This window comes from Hyphomicrobium methylovorum, from assembly GCF_013626205.1.
GTDB classification, from domain to species: domain Bacteria; phylum Pseudomonadota; class Alphaproteobacteria; order Rhizobiales; family Hyphomicrobiaceae; genus Hyphomicrobium_B; species Hyphomicrobium_B methylovorum.
This window is the reverse complement of the sequence record NZ_QHJE01000001.1, coordinates 429,576-444,449: the sequence shown is the minus strand read 5'-3', so window position 1 is coordinate 444,449 and position 14,874 is coordinate 429,576. Positions and strand designations below refer to the sequence as shown.

Here is a 14,874-nt window from a genome sequence, read left to right as displayed (position 1 = left end):
CACGCCGGAAAATTGCCTAGTCTTGCACCCGCGCCGCGGCGGCAGTCGTGCTTCGCTGCGGCAGTGCCGTCTCGGAAGGAGGCACTATGGGCCAACCTGCGGCGACGTATTTGCGAAACCACGCGCTGAACGCCTCCGGAACCGCAGACACTTGGCGTTGGATCACCTCCGGGCTCGACCAGCTGAAGCCGTCGCACTCTTCCGGATTGGGAGCGATGGCTCCGTCATACCTGCCGCTAAAGATATGGACGAGTTCGTTCTCGATCAGGCCGCCATCAAGTTCGGCGCGATAAGTGAATGTGCCGATGGGCGCGAGCGGGCACGAGAAGCCCATCTCTTCATTGAGCCGCCGGAACGCCGCGTCCCCCGCGCTCTCGCCGGGGCGAGGATGCCCGCAGCACGAGTTCGTCCAAAGGCCACCCGAATGATACTTGTCGATCTGGCGTCGCTGCAGCAGCAGCCGTCCATTCCTGTCCCAGATCATCACCGAGAATGCACGATGCAGCGCGCCGCGCAGGTGCGTCTCTAGTTTCTCAGCGATCCCAAGCTCTCGGTCCTCGCTATCAACGAGGATGACGTCTTCGTGCAGCATAATTTAGTAAACCCAAATGCCCGTCGTTGCCCAAGCATATCACAGCGCGCCCGCGATGCTTCGGCTTAAATACAACAATGCCCGGTTCATCCGACATTACCGTGCCCGAGAAAAGGCACTGTGCGCGTAGTTTTACGTGACGATAAAGTCACGCGCGTGAGTTGCAGAACACCAGTTCGCAGATTATTGTTGTCGCATCGACTCTCGTGTCGACCGGGTCAACGATGCACCGTTTGCTGAAAATCTTATTCGGCTTCGTCTTTGCGGTTCGCTGTATGCTGCCCGTCGGCTTCATGCTGGCTGCATCACCGGTGCAGGGCGCTGGGATTGAAATCATCATCTGCACCGGCCACGGCCTGCAAAGCATGACGGTCGCCGATTCGGATAGTTCGGTGCCGGAGAAGTCGCCTGTCTCCGCGAAGGACACCTGTCCGTATACGCCAGTAGGCGCAACCGCACCCGCGTCCGAAGCGCTGCCCAGCCTCGCTCGGACAGTTGAATACGTTGCGGTCGCCTATCGCATCATCGCCGATCATTACAGCGCGACGCCGTTGCCGAGCGCCCGATCCGCCCGAGGGCCACCGACCGCTTGATCTGACAGTTCCGAGTATTTTGCCGCGGCCGCAGGTCGTCCTTAGAGACGCCGCACCGCATTCTCGAAGCATCAGTTTCAGTGGAATACATCCATGTTTCCTAAGTCCAGCCGATGTCCGGAAACCGCGCGCGAGGTGCGACGCAATCCGACAAACGGCCACTCACGCCGTGCAGCAGTCGCTCTATGCGCGCTCGCTGCGTTCTTCACCGGTCCCACAGCCTTGTCGGCACAGGACGCCGAGCCTGCGCAAGACGAAATCTCGCTGCCGGACGTAACCGTGCAGCAGACGCCTGCCCAACAAGCTGCGGCCAAGCCACGGCAGGGGCAGAAGTCGCAGAACAAAACAGCCGCGAAAAAACCAGCGAAGCCGGTCGCGCAGCCCGTTCAACCTGCGTCGCTTCCAACGAGCGAGCCGAACTTCCCACTGACTATAGATGCTGCCAGCCTTCGCCCGGCTGAGAGCAATCCCGGAGCGCCGTCATCCGGCGTTGCAGGCATCGCCGGAGCCAACTCGGCAGGCGCACAAACCGCAACCAGCGCCAGCATGAAGCGCTTCGAGAACACGCCGGTATTCTCGGTGTCCGACATTCTGCACGACGTGCCGGGTGTTTCGCTGAAGCAGGGCAATGGCCCGCGCGACATGGGCATATCGATCCGCGGATCCAACGCCCGCAACGGCTTCGCCATTCGCAACATCGTTATCTTTGATGACGGATTTCCGGTAACGCAGCCAGATGGCCTTTCGCGGAGCGACCTGATCGATCCGCGCGCCTATTCCGGCGTCGACGTCTGGCGCGGACCATCGTCAGCGCTGTTTGGAAACTACGCGACCGGTGGCGCCATCAATTTCCGCACCCGCCCGGGCGGCGAGATCAATGGCGTCGAATACGGCGTTGATGTCGGCAGCTCGAATTACCTGAACAACTATGTGATCGGCGGCACAAGTGGCGACGGCTACGAAGCATCCGTCTTCATGAGTGACGTGCGCGGCGACGGCAACTTTGGCTACAGCGCGTTCGACACGCAAACCATCAACGCCCTCATCACGCTGATGCCGACATCCAAAGACAGGATCACGCTGAAGGCGATCAATAACGAAGTCGACACCGAGCTGCCGTTCCGCATGTCGCTGAACAACTTCAAGCTCAATCCCTATCAAAAAGGATGCGAGAAGGCCGCCACCGCTGCGCCGGGCTGCGTCATCAACAATTTCTCGGCAACGGGTTCGGGAACACGCACGCCGCAAACCGCGGAGGAAGCAGGCGCTGGCCGCAACGATCGCCGAAGCATCGGCGGCATGCGCTGGGAGCATGATTTCGACGCCGCGACGACGGGACAGATCCAATTCGTCATCGACGACCGCAACATCAGTCAGCCGACCGGAACGACCAGTTCGATCGGCGATTACCTGTCGTACAATTTGAGCACCGGCATCACCAACCGCGCCACCTTCGCGGGCCTGCCAACGCTTCAATACCTCGGCGCGTTTTGGAATTACCTGCCGGTCGACGGGCTAACGTACAACGTGGCGCCGGGTGGCAATGCCCGCCTTGGTCTGCTGCAATCCCGAACGATCGGCTCGACGATGAACTACGGCGCGCGTGCGCGTCAGGAAGTGCAACTGACGGACGCGATCTCTGTCGTCGGTGGAGCGACTGTCGAACGGACGGCGCTGAACGGATCGCAACGGAGCTTCCGCTATAATCCCGACGGCTCGCTGCTGAGCGAGGCATCGGTCTCGGCGGATCGCGAAATGACGAACATCGCTCCCGAGCTTGGCGTTCTCTACCGGGCAAACCGGCAGTGGCAACTGCGCGCTCGCGTCGGCACAGGCTACGGCACGCCCGCGTTCACGAACCTGTTCGTGACGCCAGAGGGCACGCCGGGCAACAACACCGATCTCAAGTCGCAGAAGAACGTCGGCTACGATCTCGGCGCGGACTGGACCCCGGTCAACGGCGTGATGTTGAGCGTCACAGGCTTCTACGAGTTCTTCAACGACGAACTCGTGTCGCAAGCGCCGCCGACTGCGGGCCTGCCGAACTTCACCTTTAACGCTCCAGGCTCTGAGCACCGCGGCATTGAAGTGGCCGCCAATATCGATCTGGGCGGAGGTGCGCGTCTGACGACCGCCTATCTCTTCAACGACCAGATTTACACCGATTATGCCGAAATGCTCGCGGGCGCCGCCAGTCCGGTCAGCCGGAACGGCAATAAGATCCCCGGAGTTTCGCCCCATGAATTGACGGCGCGGCTGAGCTACGATGTGCCAACCGGCCTTTATAAAGGCGTCGGTGCTTACGTCGAATATCAGTGGCACGACGGTTTCTACATGGAGAACGCAAACCTGCTGACGGCGCCCGGCTATCAGCTGGTCGACGTCAACCTGCATTACGAAAAGAAGCTCGATTGGGGCCCGATCCGCTCGCTGATGGCCTACGTCGAAGTGCGCAACATATTCGACGAAACCTACATCGCGTCAGCCAATAACATCACCGACGCGGTGACCAGTACGCCAGTCACGCTGGCGAACGCGCCAGGCTCCATCTATTCCGGCGCCCCGCGAACCTATTACGGCGGTATGAAAGTGAGGTTTTGAGTATGCGTAAGTATCTTCTTGCCGGTGCGAGCGCAGCATTGCTCGCACTCATCACCGCTCCGCCTGCCGCGCAGGCGCACAACGGTCATCATCACGGCCCCGCAACCGCCTGCAAGACGACAGAGCTTGCGTGCGCGAGTGTCGTCTCGACAACATTCGGATCCGATGGAAAGCTGTGGCTCGTATGGGCTGCAGGCGGTCGGATCTCCGTTGCAAGCTCGACGGACCTGGGCCAGCACATTTCGACACCTGTTATGCTGCCCAAGACCGAGTCTGGCCTCGACGACGGCCCCGATGCGCGCGCGAAGATCGCGGTGGGTAGCGCAGGCGAAGTGATCGTGACGTTCGCAACGCGTGATGAAAAATACAATGGCCACGCATTCATCACGCGCTCGAACGACGGCGGCAAAACATTTGCGACACCCGAACCCATCACGTCGAACTCACCGAGCCAGCGCTTCGAAACGGCGGTGATTACACCTGATGGCCGCGCGTTCGTTGCCTGGATCGATAAACGCAACATGGCCGCTGCGAAAAAGGCTGGCATACCTTATGAGGGCGCAGCGCTCGCGTATGCGTGGAGCGACAAGACCGGCGGCAAGCTCGAAACAGCTACGATCGCGCGCGACAACACGTGTGAGTGCTGCCGCATCTCCGTCGCGTTCGATGCCGCGTCCGAGCCGGTGGTCATGTTCCGCAACATCTTCGATGGTGGAATTCGCGATCACGCCGTCATTGCGTTTTCGAACGCAGGCAAGCCCGGCGAACTGCACCGGGTGAGCGATGACGACGCGAAGATCGACGCATGTCCGCATCAAGGCCCCACCCTCGCCATCGGCCCGCAGGATGTCTATCACGCGACGTGGTTTGCGCTCGGCCGCAAACTGAAAGGCAACTACTACGCCCGCTCGGAAGATAACGGGAAGACGTTCTCAACGCCGGTGCATCTCGGACGTACTGGAACGCAGACGTCTCGTCCTTACGTCTTGGCCACGGCGAACAAGGTCTACCTCGTCTACAAATCGTTCGACGGCGAAAAGACGGACATCGAGCTGATGACGTCGGCGGACGCGGGAAAAACGTGGGATGCTCCGCGCGTCGCAGCATCGACGGGCGATGAATCGGATCATCCCCTGTTGGTTGCCGACAAAACGGGCAATGCCTACCTATCTTGGATGACGGTGAAAGACGGCTATCGGCTCATTCCGCTGGAGCCACAATCATGAACGTATTCCAGGGCGCCACGCCAACCCCACGCAGACGCAACACGGCCGTCGCGCTTCTCGCTGCGGCAGCCTCATTGCTATCGATTACCGCGGTGTGGGCTGCCGAGCCCCTCCGCAACCTCGACGCGGCGACTTGGAAAGCCTTCGCGGAAAGCCGCCAGGGTCGCCCGATGATCGTGCACTTCTGGGGCCTGACGTGTGGCAACTGCATGGTCGAACTTAAAGATTGGGGCCGCTTCGCTGCCGAGCATCCCGGAACGGAGATCGTGCTCGTCAATTGGGACCGCCGCAACGCCGACAGAAAACGGATGGGCACCGCGCTAACCGAGTCGGGTCTCGGACATCTGCCGAGCTTTGCTCTTGCTGACGGATACGAAGAAAAGCTCCGCTTTGCAGTCGACCATGACTGGCAAGGCGAGCTCCCCTACACGAGACTTGTCGCGGGCGACGGCTCCGTCACGACGTTCTCGGGCACAGCTGACTTTACGAAGCTGACGCAATGGCTGGACGGCACGATCAAGCATTACGACTGATGCGAATTTGGCATTTGCGCGAAGTGATTCGCGCAGTGCTGCCTGGCCTCTATCCCAATCCACCTTGTCAATCGTCTCGATGGCGCGGATTATTGTCGCGGTCCGATTCGTGAGCGTGCTGGACAGGGAGAAGAGCTAATGAATATCGATCCCCAAGCATTGATCATCTGGTTGATAGTCGGCGCCGTTGCCGGTTGGCTGGCTGGACAAATCGTCAAAGGCGGCGGCTTCGGCCTCGTCGGAGACATCATCGTCGGAATCGTCGGCGCGTTCATCGCGGGTGCGTTGTTCCCGAGCCTGCATTTTTCTCTCGGCGGCGGCATCCTCGGCGCAATTATCACAGCCGCGATTGGTGCCATTCTGCTGCTCTTGGTTTTGCGATTGGTTCGACGAGGGGTTTAGCGAAACCTCGTCACAACTGATTTTCGGCGCGAAGCCGGCTGCTATGGCAGCCGGTTGCGTGTCCCGAAAGCCAGCTTAACAGTCGCGTTTGAATTGTGCGGAACCGTCACTCAGCTTGAGATGAACCGCTGCGAATCCCGTAGCACCGATTCCGCTTCGCGCACCATGCGCTCGATAATCGTCGACACCGGTTCGATCTCCCGAATTAATCCGACAACCTCACCGACAAACGTATTGCTGCGATCGGGATCGCCTTCGGCCCAGGCCGCGCGATACTTGGCGGCTTCCTCGTCGGCCACCGTCATCAGCTCGGCTTCATTGCCATGCCAGCGCGCGATGAAAGCGTTCTTCAGAACACGCGCCGAATAGCGCTGCGGCCACGGCAGCTTCCGCGCGAGATCCATCGTCTGCGAGCGAATGGTATCGTCACCCGTCGCGTTAAGGGCGGCGCGATGCATTCCCTCGCTGACGTTCGCTTCCGTTGACGCCCACAGGCGCGAACCGATCATTGCCCCGTCGGCACCGAGAAGAAGCGCGGCAGCCAAACCGCGTCCATCGCCAATGCCACCCGCGGCACAAAGAAGAACGTCTGATTTTTTGGCCGCGATGAGATCCGCGACTTCCGGAATGAGCGCAAGCGTGCCGCGCTTCTCTCCGTGTCCGCCCGCTTCTGAACCTTGGGCGATCACGACATCAGCACCGCAATCAATCGCGCGCTCGGCATCACGCCGCGTTTGGACTTGGCAGAAAAGCAGCGCACCGGATGCCTTGATGCGATCCGCGAAAGGAGCGGGATCACTGAATGACAGCAGAACGGCGCGCGGCTTATGCGCCAACGCGAGATCGAGGAGTTCGGGCTGTCTGCCAAGTGACCAAGTAATGAAACCGCAGCCGACCTTCTGATCTCCGGCCGCGCGAAATTCTTGTTCAAGCCATTGGGCGTCGCCATAGCCGCCGCCGATCAGTCCGAAACCACCGGCCGCAGTCACCGCCGCCGCGAGCTTGCCACCAGCAGCAAACGCCATCGGTGCGTTGATGATCGGAAAGCGCAGCGAAAGCCGCTCAGTCAAACGTGTGTTTAACATAGTCCCCTCCAAAATATTTTGTTCGTTCGCAGCGGACGCACAGCATGGTGCTGTCGCGTCAAGCGGCGCGCAATTGTTCGCAACGTAGAGATCGTTCGAGGGGCGTCGAGCTAAGGTGCGCGCGGCGCGGCTCGGATAGGGCGGGTAAACCCGTGATCGTCACTCTGCGGCCGATCCAGAGTTATCGCAACTCCAAGTATTGTCGCGCTCGTGATGGCTGGGAGCTGAGCGGGACCCTGCGCCGCAGAAGATCCGGCGACGGAGTCATTGCGGAATGGCGGGAGAGTCCATAAGATACATTACGTTTGCATCTTTTGGTGAACACATGACCGAAACTGCACTGAGCCCGCCGCATCCCAAAGCTCCCGGCATCGAAGCGGGCATCGACGAAGCGATGATTGCGATGGTTGTGGACCGCTTCTACGCGGCTGTCCGCGAAGACCCGTTGCTTGGTCCGGTGTTCAATTCCCGCGTCGAAGATTGGGATGAGCATCTGACAAAGCTCAAAGCGTTCTGGTCGTCGGTCGTATTGATGACGGGACGCTACAAGGGCCGCCCGATGCCGGTTCACGTCGCGATCGAAGAAATCACGCCGCAGCATTTCGCGCGCTGGCTGGCGCTGTTCGCGGAAACGGTAGAGCGTGATTGCCCACCCGCCGCAGCAAAATTATTCATCGACCGCTCGCGCCGCATTGCGGAGTCATTGCATCTCGGCATTCAGGCCAGTCGCGGCATCATCGGTTGACGTCGCGGGCGCATATCAAGACGCGACAGCTCTCGGTCCAAATAGAATGACGAGCGTACCCAGCACGCAGATCGCGCCGCCGACCGAATCCCAGAAATCCGGACGCGCGCCTTCCATGCCCCACAGCCACGCGAGAGACGCGACGACGTAAATCCCACCGTAAGCGGCATAGGCCCGCCCGGCGTGGCTAACGTCGATCTGCGTCAAGAGGTATGCGAAGCCAATCAGGCAAGCGACGCCCGGCAGCATCCACCAGCCCGAAGCATTCTCTCGCGCCCAGATCCAGAAAGCGAAGCATCCCGCGATCTCGAGAATTGCGGTGAGTGAGAAAATGAAAATGGATGTCATGGCTTCCCCGGCGATAGGCGCTGCAAGTCCATGACACCAGACCTCACCCTGTTTCGTCCAGAGGCGCTTTCGAGACGACACGGACGAAGAACCGCTGTGGCGCGCAAGACGCGCAAAAAACGCCTGCGCCGAAGTCAGCGGCTGCTCAGCGTCACGTCGGCACTTTTAGCGGGGGAGGGAGGTTGGAGCGGGTGATGGGAATCGAACCCACGTATTCAGCTTGGAAGGCTGCTGCTCTACCATTGAGCTACACCCGCAGAGAACGCTCAGGTTCTCGAAACGAAGCCGGTTTCTGGCACAGCTCCGTCGAACCTGCAATCGTTCAAACCGATTCAATCACGCGCGTTCATCGTCGCAGTCGCATCGAGACGCCGATCAGGCGGCCGCCGACGCGCGTTTATACGGTTGGAGCCGCTCAGGGGAAGACTTCGTAAATCCACGTCTCGCTGAGCTGCGTGTTGTTCTTTTCCAAGTAGGCACGCAAGTCGGCGGGTTGACCGTCGAGATCGGACAGGTCGAACATCATGCGCCAACGGTTCGTGCCGACAACGGGGAACGCTTCCACGCCGCTGATCGTGCCCCGTGACGTGGTAACAGCCGTCCGCGTGCCATCGAAGCGCGTCAGATCTTCAAGCGCCTTGCCTTCAAGGTCGATCATGAACTTGCGCGCGCCAGGCTTGGTGTGGCGCAGATCGAGATCGCGCCCTCCAAGCCCGCCGAGGCCGACGCGCGTTGCAACAACGCGCGCAACGTCACCCGCTGGAGGTGCTTCGACGCCCCAATACATCCGATAGCGCGCGTTAATCACCGAACCTGCAACCACCGGCTTCTCCGGCGTCCAGAACGCGACCATGTTGTCTTCGGTCTCATTCTGCGAGGGCAGTTGCACCAGATTGACGGCGCCCTTACCCCAGCCGGGCGCAGGCTCAACCCAGATGCTCGGTCTGCGATCGTAGAAGAGGCTATCGTCCTGGTAGTTCTCGAAATCCCGATCACGCTGGATCAGTCCGAATCCCTTGGGGTTTTCATCGCTGAAGCTGTTCGTCACGATGCGAGGCGGATTGACGAGCGGCCGCCAGATGCGCTCACCGCGACCGGTCCAGAGTTGCAACCCGTCGCAATCGTGAACTTCCGGACGCCAGTCGCCGCGGAAATGGCCCGAATTCTCGCCATACCAGAACATACCTGTCAGCGGCGCAATGCCGAGCAGGTCAACCGGTGCACGGAAATACAACTCACACTCGACGTCCTGCACCGCACCGGCTTGGCCACCCTGAACGCGCCGGCTATCCATGCGATAGGCACCAGTCACGCTCTGGCTTTCAAGCAGCGCGTAGATCGTGAGCCCGCTGCCGTTCTGCTCCAGCCAAAACGCGGTGAACCGCGGAAATTCTTCGGGCCGTCCGGTATTGATCGCAAGCCCGCGCGCCGACGCGCCATACTGATCGTTGGGATCGGACGCTCGGAAGTACGACGCGCCGAGATACGCAAGCCAATCGCTCACGCCGCCGCGGCTCATCAAACGAAAACCTGCAAACCCTGCCGTCTTCAGTTTCCGCAGCGGATGATTGTCCGGCATCTTGAAGAAGTCGGGCGAGTATTCGATCAACCGCGACTGCCCGTTTTCAAGAACGCTGATCGCAACCGGTTCCGCGTAGTAACGCCCCTGGGGAAACAGGCGGACCTTCTGCGCGCCGGGAACGTCGCGCCAGAGTTCCATCTCGGGCTTGAACACGGCCTGCGCAAACGTATCGAAGGTCATGCCGCGCAGATGATCGGAATCGGACGGCTGCAGGGGCGGCACATATTGCTTCGTCGAGAGCGCCTTGGCGCGCTCCTTCAGCATATCGAACGAGAAGGGTTCGGCCGGACCGAGCGCGAACGGTCCGACGGATGAGTCGGCGATCGCGGAGGACGTCCAGGATGCGGCGGAAGCAGCAATGGCTCCGGCAAGGACGTCACGACGATTGAGGGGAAAAGTCATGTGCGTTGGTATGCTTGGCCGATCTTGGCAGGAATGGGGTTCAACGAGGCAGGCGGGCGGTTCTATCGCAGGCAGCGTGGCATTTGTTTGTCGGCTGATGAAATGGCAAATGAAGTAGGGGGTAACTTAGGCTCCGCCCATTGATTATTGGATGCCTCGTTCGTTGGAAAGCGCGCAGGCAATGCCCAAGGGAACACGCGGAATACATGAATGTCCGCTAGCGTTGGGCGAGCAGGACGTCAGAGCACCGGAACGTCGCCATCGCCATCAGCTAAGCCCTGCATTAACCTAAGTCCATCGACGGCTCAGACAGGGCCGCAAACCAAGGGGATCAGCAATGCTTGTTGTGACGACCAACGACATCCAGGGGTATCGCGTTGTCCGGCACCTCGGGATGGTTCGCGGCCTAACGGTGCGGTCGCGCAGTGTCGTCGGCAATCTGGGGGCCGCGATCCAGATTTTCTTTGGCGGAAATATCTCTGTTTATACAAGTCTCGCCGAGCAAGCGCGCCAGGAAGCGTTCGATCTTCTCATCCAGCACGCTCAGGAGATGGGGGCCAACGCCGTCATCGCCATGCGCTATGACGCCAATGAGATCGCCGCAGCAGTCACAGAGGTGCTGGCTTACGGCTCCGCGGTGATTATTGAGCCGCTGCCCGCATCCCAAAGCTGATTTTCGAGGCGGCGCGAGCACTTGCCGCGCGAAAAAATATTCCCAACGGGGTGACAACCCTAAAAACATCGGTTAAGCAAAGCGGCCGCGAAAGAGGCTGTTCGCCGCTGGGCTTTGCTCGTGTAGCGTGCTAGGGGTGTAGCTCAATTGGTAGAGCGTCGGTCTCCAAAACCGAAGGTCGGGGGTTCGAGACCCTCCGCCCCTGCCAGCCTCGCCAAGGTTTGATGTGCCGACCAACCCGATCATAAGGATGGGGCTGGGAGCGGCATGTTGTCGCATTTGCTGACAGAAAGCACTATTATGGCGAAGTTCAACCCCATTACCTTTATTCAGGAAGTTCGGCAGGAAACTTCCAAGGTCACTTGGCCGACCTGGAAAGAGGTGTGGATCACGACTGTGATGGTGCTCATCATGGTCGCGTTTGCCTCGGTTTTCTTTTTGCTCGTTGATCAGGCGTTGAGCCATATCGTGCGCTTCGTCCTGGGGGTAGGCAGCTAAGGTCGTCCCATTTTTATTTGGCTTCGGTGACGCGCAAGAGGGCGTTTGAGAATGGTTGTCGCGCAGCAACGCGAAGAAAAAACGACGGTCGCCGGTACGCGCTGGTACATCGTGCACGCTTATACGAACTTCGAACGCAAGGTCGCTGACGCCATTCGCGAGCGCGCGAAAGCGGGCGGACTCGAGCACCTCTTTGAAGAGGTCGTGGTGCCGACGGAAGAGGTCGTCGAGGTCAAGCGTGGTCGCAAGATTCCAACCGAGCGCAAGTTTTTGCCGGGCTACGTCCTCGTCAAGATGAAGATGACGGACGCGGCCTTCGTCATGATCAAGAACACGCCGAAGGTCACCGGCTTTCTGGGTGCTGATAACAAGCCGATGCCGATCCCTGAGGATGAGGCGTTGCGCATTCTGAACCAGGTCAAAGAAGGCGTGGAGCGGCCGAAGCCGACGATCACCTTCGAGATCGGAGAAAACGTCAAGGTCGCAGACGGGCCGTTCGCGTCGTTCACGGGTGTCGTCGAGGAAGTCGACGAGGAGCGTTCGCGGGTCAAGGTGGCTGTGTCGATCTTCGGCCGCCCGACGCCTGTCGAACTCGAGTTCGGCCAGGTCGAGAAGGTGCCAGGTTGAGGGCGGGTTCACTGGGGAGTGCCGTTGGCACGTAGAAACGGAATTCGAATTTCCGCCTTCGAAAGAGGGCGGAATACGCGCTTTGGATCATCTGAAGCGCGAAGCTGTGCGGGAGGGCTGAGTTCGTTTGCGAACCACGGCCCGCAGAACCGCTAACCCTGAGTCTGGTGCAAGGCATCCAGTCTCTAACGCTAAAGGGGAACCATGGCGAAGAAGATAGAAGGCTTTATCAACTTACAAGTACCGGCAGGGGCGGCCAATCCGTCGCCACCGATCGGTCCCGCGCTTGGCCAGCGTGGCGTGAACATCATGGAATTCTGCAAATCCTTCAACGCCAAGACGAAGGACATCGACCAGGGCACGCCCATCCCGGTGAAGATCACGGTCTATTCTGACCGCTCGTTCTCGTTCGAGATGCGCCAGCCGCCCGCAACGTTCTTGATCAAAAAGGCTGCAGGCTTGCGTGCCACCGGTAAGGGCGGCACGGGCTCCAAGGAGCCGGGTCGCGCCGTTGCCGGTCAGGTGACGATCGCGCAGCTGAAAGAGATTGCCAAGGGCAAGCTCAAGGACATGAACACCGACGATCTGGATGCCGCCGCTCGCACGCTTGCGGGTAGCGCCCGGTCGATGGGCCTGACGGTGGTGGAGTAAGTCGATGGCAAAAGCTCAAATCAGCGCCGAAAAGGTCAAGGAAACGCGCCTCGCAGGTGGCAAGCGGATGCTGTCCGTCAAGGACGGTCTCAATCCCAGCAAAGCCTACGAGATCGAAGAAGCGGTGAAGATCATCAAGGGACGCGCCAAGGCGAAGTTCGATGAGACGATCGAAGTCGCTGTCAATCTCGGCGTTGACCCCAAGCACGCGGATCAGATGGTTCGCGGCGTTTGCAATCTGCCGAACGGCTCAGGCCGCACGGCGCGCGTTGCCGTCTTCGCAAAGGGTGCCAAGGCTGAAGAAGCCAAGGCAGCCGGAGCAGACATCGTCGGCGCGGAAGACCTCGTTGAAATCGTCCAGGGCGGCACGATCAATTTCGATCGCTGCATCGCGACGCCGGACATGATGGGCCTCGTCGGCCGCCTCGGTAAGGTGCTTGGCCCCCGCGGCCTGATGCCGAACCCGCGCGTCGGCACCGTCACGATGGACGTCACGGGCGCCGTCAAGGGTGCGAAGGGTGGCTCGGTTGAATTCCGTGTCGAGAAGGCTGGCATCGTCCACGCCGGCATCGGCAAGGCAAGCTTCACCGAAGAAGCGCTCGTCCAGAACATCAAGGCTTTCGTCGACGCCGTCGTCAAAGCCAAGCCGACCGGCTCGAAGGGCACGTACCTCAAGAAGGTATCGCTGTCCTCGACAATGGGGCCGGGCTTGAAGCTCGAAACCGCCTCCGTCGCATCGGGGCCGGTGGCTTAAAGACTTTCGCCAATTCCGGGGCAACCCGGAAAACTCCGAACCGGAGTTCGCTCTGGTTCGGCACTGTCCGAGATTGCGGGTGCTGCTTCCAGTTCGCTGGAGAAGCCTAAGTCTCTCTTTCGAGAGCCTGCATGAGACAGAAGTTGATCGAATTTAGGGCGAGAGCCCGCAATTCGATTTGAACCTTCTGGGTCAGCACCGTGCCGCAAGTTGCGGTCCACGGGAACGAGGACAGACCAAGCGTCGTCCGATCCTTCGGGATCAGGCGGCAAGGTGCAACCCGCGAAACTTCGCAAATGAAGTTTCGCAGCAAGGAGACGAGACGTGGATAGAGCCGCGAAACGTGAGCTCATCGACCATCTTCACGGCGAGCTGAAAAGCACCGGCGTGGTCGTGGTCGCCCACAACACCGGCATGGTGGCCTCTCAATCCGCAGAATTCCGCAAGCGCGTTAAAGAAGCTGGCGGATCTGTGAAAGTGGCCAAGAACAAGCTGGCGCAGCTCGCGCTCAAGGATACCGACGCCGAACAACTTTCGGGACTGATGACGGGGCCGACCATTCTGGCCTTTTCGAAAGATCCGATTGCTGCGGCGAAGGCAGCCGTCACGTACTCCAAGGTGAACGACAAGCTCGTGATCCTCGGCGGCGCGATGGGCAAGACCATCCTCGACGCGAACGGCGTGAAAGCGCTCGCCGATCTACCATCGCTTGATGAACTGAGAGCCAAGCTCATTGGCCTCCTGAACGCTCCGGCGACGAAAATCGCTCGGACGGTCAAGGAGCCGGGTGCCCAGCTCGCTCGTGTTATCCAGGCGAAGGCAGCTCAAGGCGAGGCCGCATAAGCCGGACGGAATGTTGTGGGGCTCTTTAGAGACCCGGATCGAAACGCAGCAACCCGCGACAAGGGTGCTGCAACTCAACCACTAGGTTCAAATCGGAAGGTACCTATATATGTCCAAGATTGAGAAAATCGTTGAAGACTTGTCGAGCCTCACCGTGCTCGAAGCCGCTGAGCTTGCCAAGGCTCTGGAAGAGAAGTGGGGCGTTTCGGCTGCTGCAGCCGTCGCTGTTGCTGCTCCGGCTGCTGGTGGCGGTGCTGCCCCCGCTGAAGAACAGACGGAATTCACCGTCATTCTGAAGTCGGGCGGAGACAAGAAGATCAACGTCATCAAGGAAGTTCGCGCCATCACGGGCCTCGGCTTGAAGGAAGCCAAGGACCTCGTTGAGGCCGGTGGCAAGACCGTGAAGGAAGGCGTCACGAAGGACGAAGCTGCAAAGCTGAAGAAGCAGCTCGAAGATCAGGGCGCTGTCGTCGAAGTGAAGTAATTGCCTTAGGCGCCGATCGGAATTTCCGGTCGGCGCCGAAGCGCTTTGTGCACACTCTTCCGCTCGTGGCGGCCGGCTCCCCGAAGGGGAGTCGCCACGAGCAAAACAAAACGCTGCTCGTGGCGGCCGGCTCCCCGAAGGGGCGTCGCCAAGAGCAAAGAAAAACGGTTTTCCGGAGGGTCCTTGAGGTTTCTCGCCTCGAAAGGGCCTTCCGGTGAACCGTTTCAGGCGGTCC

General features: G+C 60.1%; 17 protein-coding genes and 2 tRNA genes. 14 read left to right on the top strand and 5 right to left on the bottom strand.

Annotated features, from left to right (window positions below):
* Positions 1–16: 16 nt before the first annotated feature.
* Entirely contained in the window at positions 17–592 is a 576-nt protein-coding gene (gene idi / locus DLM45_RS02210; RefSeq protein ID WP_181335361.1) for an isopentenyl-diphosphate Delta-isomerase, read from the bottom strand.
* 224 nt (positions 593–816) lie between these two features.
* Here idi and DLM45_RS02205 point away from each other — a divergent pair, with 224 nt between their 5' ends.
* From DLM45_RS02205 to DLM45_RS02185, 5 genes are all read left to right on the top strand, one after another.
* Complete coding sequence (locus DLM45_RS02205) at positions 817–1,185, top strand: DUF2946 family protein (protein ID WP_181335360.1); 369 nt, start codon at positions 817–819, stop codon at positions 1,183–1,185.
* Positions 1,186–1,278: 93 nt separating this feature from the next.
* Complete coding sequence (locus DLM45_RS02200) at positions 1,279–3,786, top strand: TonB-dependent receptor family protein (protein WP_181335359.1); 2,508 nt, start codon at positions 1,279–1,281, stop codon at positions 3,784–3,786.
* A gap of 2 nt (positions 3,787–3,788) precedes the next feature.
* Complete coding sequence (locus DLM45_RS02195; protein WP_181335358.1) at positions 3,789–5,012, top strand: sialidase family protein; 1,224 nt, start codon at positions 3,789–3,791, stop codon at positions 5,010–5,012.
* Positions 5,009–5,545: a TlpA family protein disulfide reductase gene (locus DLM45_RS02190; RefSeq protein WP_246317115.1), complete on the top strand. Its 537-nt coding sequence runs from the start codon at positions 5,009–5,011 to the stop codon at positions 5,543–5,545. Before DLM45_RS02195 ends, DLM45_RS02190 begins: the two co-directional genes overlap by 4 nt.
* A 138-nt stretch (positions 5,546–5,683) precedes the next feature.
* Positions 5,684–5,947: a GlsB/YeaQ/YmgE family stress response membrane protein gene (locus tag DLM45_RS02185; RefSeq protein ID WP_181335357.1), complete on the top strand. Its 264-nt coding sequence runs from the start codon at positions 5,684–5,686 to the stop codon at positions 5,945–5,947.
* 110 nt (positions 5,948–6,057) lie between these two features.
* Here the strand turns inward: DLM45_RS02185 and DLM45_RS02180 are convergent, their stop codons facing one another.
* Positions 6,058–7,032 carry an NAD(P)H-dependent flavin oxidoreductase gene (locus tag DLM45_RS02180; RefSeq protein WP_181335356.1) on the bottom strand — a complete coding sequence of 325 codons (975 nt, stop codon included), beginning with the start codon at positions 7,030–7,032 and terminating at the stop codon, positions 6,058–6,060.
* Positions 7,033–7,357: 325 nt separating this feature from the next.
* On the opposite strand from DLM45_RS02180, the gene DLM45_RS02175 reads away from it, so the two are divergent.
* Entirely contained in the window at positions 7,358–7,777 is a 420-nt protein-coding gene (locus tag DLM45_RS02175; RefSeq protein ID WP_181335355.1) for a group III truncated hemoglobin, read from the top strand.
* A 15-nt stretch (positions 7,778–7,792) separates the two neighbouring features.
* Here DLM45_RS02175 and DLM45_RS02170 read toward each other — a convergent pair whose 3' ends face one another.
* The 3 genes from DLM45_RS02170 to DLM45_RS02160 all read right to left on the bottom strand — a co-directional run bounded on the left by DLM45_RS02170 (position 7,793) and on the right by DLM45_RS02160 (position 10,109).
* On the bottom strand, positions 7,793–8,125 hold the full coding sequence (locus DLM45_RS02170) for a YnfA family protein (RefSeq protein WP_181335354.1): 333 nt from the start codon (positions 8,123–8,125) through the stop codon (positions 7,793–7,795).
* 183 nt (positions 8,126–8,308) lie between these two features.
* Positions 8,309–8,382 (bottom strand) — tRNA-Gly (locus DLM45_RS02165).
* A gap of 158 nt (positions 8,383–8,540) precedes the next feature.
* A complete protein-coding gene (locus DLM45_RS02160; protein ID WP_181335353.1) occupies positions 8,541–10,109 on the bottom strand; it encodes an OpgD/OpgG family glucan biosynthesis protein in 1,569 nt (522 codons plus the stop codon).
* Positions 10,110–10,446: 337 nt separating this feature from the next.
* On the opposite strand from DLM45_RS02160, the gene DLM45_RS02155 reads away from it, so the two are divergent.
* From DLM45_RS02155 to rplL, 8 genes are all read left to right on the top strand, one after another.
* The gene (locus tag DLM45_RS02155) at positions 10,447–10,782 is read left to right on the top strand and encodes a YbjQ family protein (protein WP_181335352.1); all 336 of its coding nucleotides are present in this window, start codon (positions 10,447–10,449) and stop codon (positions 10,780–10,782) included.
* A gap of 132 nt (positions 10,783–10,914) precedes the next feature.
* Positions 10,915–10,990: transfer RNA gene (locus DLM45_RS02150), tRNA-Trp, on the top strand.
* A gap of 92 nt (positions 10,991–11,082) precedes the next feature.
* Positions 11,083–11,280: a preprotein translocase subunit SecE gene (secE, locus tag DLM45_RS02145; RefSeq protein ID WP_181335351.1), complete on the top strand. Its 198-nt coding sequence runs from the start codon at positions 11,083–11,085 to the stop codon at positions 11,278–11,280.
* Between the two features lie 51 nt (positions 11,281–11,331).
* A complete protein-coding gene (gene nusG / locus DLM45_RS02140; protein ID WP_181335350.1) occupies positions 11,332–11,907 on the top strand; it encodes a transcription termination/antitermination protein NusG in 576 nt (191 codons plus the stop codon).
* Between the two features lie 204 nt (positions 11,908–12,111).
* On the top strand, positions 12,112–12,558 hold the full coding sequence (gene rplK / locus DLM45_RS02135; RefSeq protein ID WP_181335349.1) for a 50S ribosomal protein L11: 447 nt from the start codon (positions 12,112–12,114) through the stop codon (positions 12,556–12,558).
* Between the two features lie 4 nt (positions 12,559–12,562).
* Positions 12,563–13,312 (top strand): 50S ribosomal protein L1, encoded by a 750-nt coding sequence (gene rplA, locus DLM45_RS02130; protein WP_281365420.1) that lies wholly within the window; start codon positions 12,563–12,565, stop codon positions 13,310–13,312.
* A gap of 324 nt (positions 13,313–13,636) precedes the next feature.
* Positions 13,637–14,155, top strand: coding sequence for a 50S ribosomal protein L10 (rplJ, locus tag DLM45_RS02125; protein ID WP_181335348.1), 519 nt, complete (start codon positions 13,637–13,639; stop codon positions 14,153–14,155).
* 109 nt (positions 14,156–14,264) lie between these two features.
* On the top strand, positions 14,265–14,639 hold the full coding sequence (gene rplL / locus DLM45_RS02120; protein WP_181335347.1) for a 50S ribosomal protein L7/L12: 375 nt from the start codon (positions 14,265–14,267) through the stop codon (positions 14,637–14,639).
* The last annotated feature ends 235 nt before the right edge of the window (positions 14,640–14,874 follow it).

What these genes read in the sequence shown, in the direction of transcription:
- DLM45_RS02160 (WP_181335353.1), bottom strand. Translation starts at nt 10,109, where the DNA reads ATGACTTTTCCCCTCAATCGTCGTGACGTCCTTGCCGGAGCCATTGCT.
- DLM45_RS02170 (WP_181335354.1), bottom strand. Translation starts at nt 8,125, where the DNA reads ATGACATCCATTTTCATTTTCTCACTCACCGCAATTCTCGAGATCGCG.
- DLM45_RS02175 (WP_181335355.1), top strand. Translation starts at nt 7,358, where the DNA reads ATGACCGAAACTGCACTGAGCCCGCCGCATCCCAAAGCTCCCGGCATC.
- idi (WP_181335361.1), bottom strand. Translation starts at nt 592, where the DNA reads ATGCTGCACGAAGACGTCATCCTCGTTGATAGCGAGGACCGAGAGCTT.
- DLM45_RS02195 (WP_181335358.1), top strand. Translation starts at nt 3,789, where the DNA reads ATGCGTAAGTATCTTCTTGCCGGTGCGAGCGCAGCATTGCTCGCACTC.
- rplK (WP_181335349.1), top strand. Translation starts at nt 12,112, where the DNA reads ATGGCGAAGAAGATAGAAGGCTTTATCAACTTACAAGTACCGGCAGGG.
- DLM45_RS02185 (WP_181335357.1), top strand. Translation starts at nt 5,684, where the DNA reads ATGAATATCGATCCCCAAGCATTGATCATCTGGTTGATAGTCGGCGCC.
- rplA (WP_281365420.1), top strand. Translation starts at nt 12,563, where the DNA reads ATGGCAAAAGCTCAAATCAGCGCCGAAAAGGTCAAGGAAACGCGCCTC.
- DLM45_RS02205 (WP_181335360.1), top strand. Translation starts at nt 817, where the DNA reads ATGCACCGTTTGCTGAAAATCTTATTCGGCTTCGTCTTTGCGGTTCGC.
- secE (WP_181335351.1), top strand. Translation starts at nt 11,083, where the DNA reads ATGGCGAAGTTCAACCCCATTACCTTTATTCAGGAAGTTCGGCAGGAA.
- DLM45_RS02180 (WP_181335356.1), bottom strand. Translation starts at nt 7,032, where the DNA reads ATGTTAAACACACGTTTGACTGAGCGGCTTTCGCTGCGCTTTCCGATC.
- DLM45_RS02190 (WP_246317115.1), top strand. Translation starts at nt 5,009, where the DNA reads ATGAACGTATTCCAGGGCGCCACGCCAACCCCACGCAGACGCAACACG.
- DLM45_RS02155 (WP_181335352.1), top strand. Translation starts at nt 10,447, where the DNA reads ATGCTTGTTGTGACGACCAACGACATCCAGGGGTATCGCGTTGTCCGG.
- nusG (WP_181335350.1), top strand. Translation starts at nt 11,332, where the DNA reads ATGGTTGTCGCGCAGCAACGCGAAGAAAAAACGACGGTCGCCGGTACG.
- DLM45_RS02200 (WP_181335359.1), top strand. Translation starts at nt 1,279, where the DNA reads ATGTTTCCTAAGTCCAGCCGATGTCCGGAAACCGCGCGCGAGGTGCGA.
- rplL (WP_181335347.1), top strand. Translation starts at nt 14,265, where the DNA reads ATGTCCAAGATTGAGAAAATCGTTGAAGACTTGTCGAGCCTCACCGTG.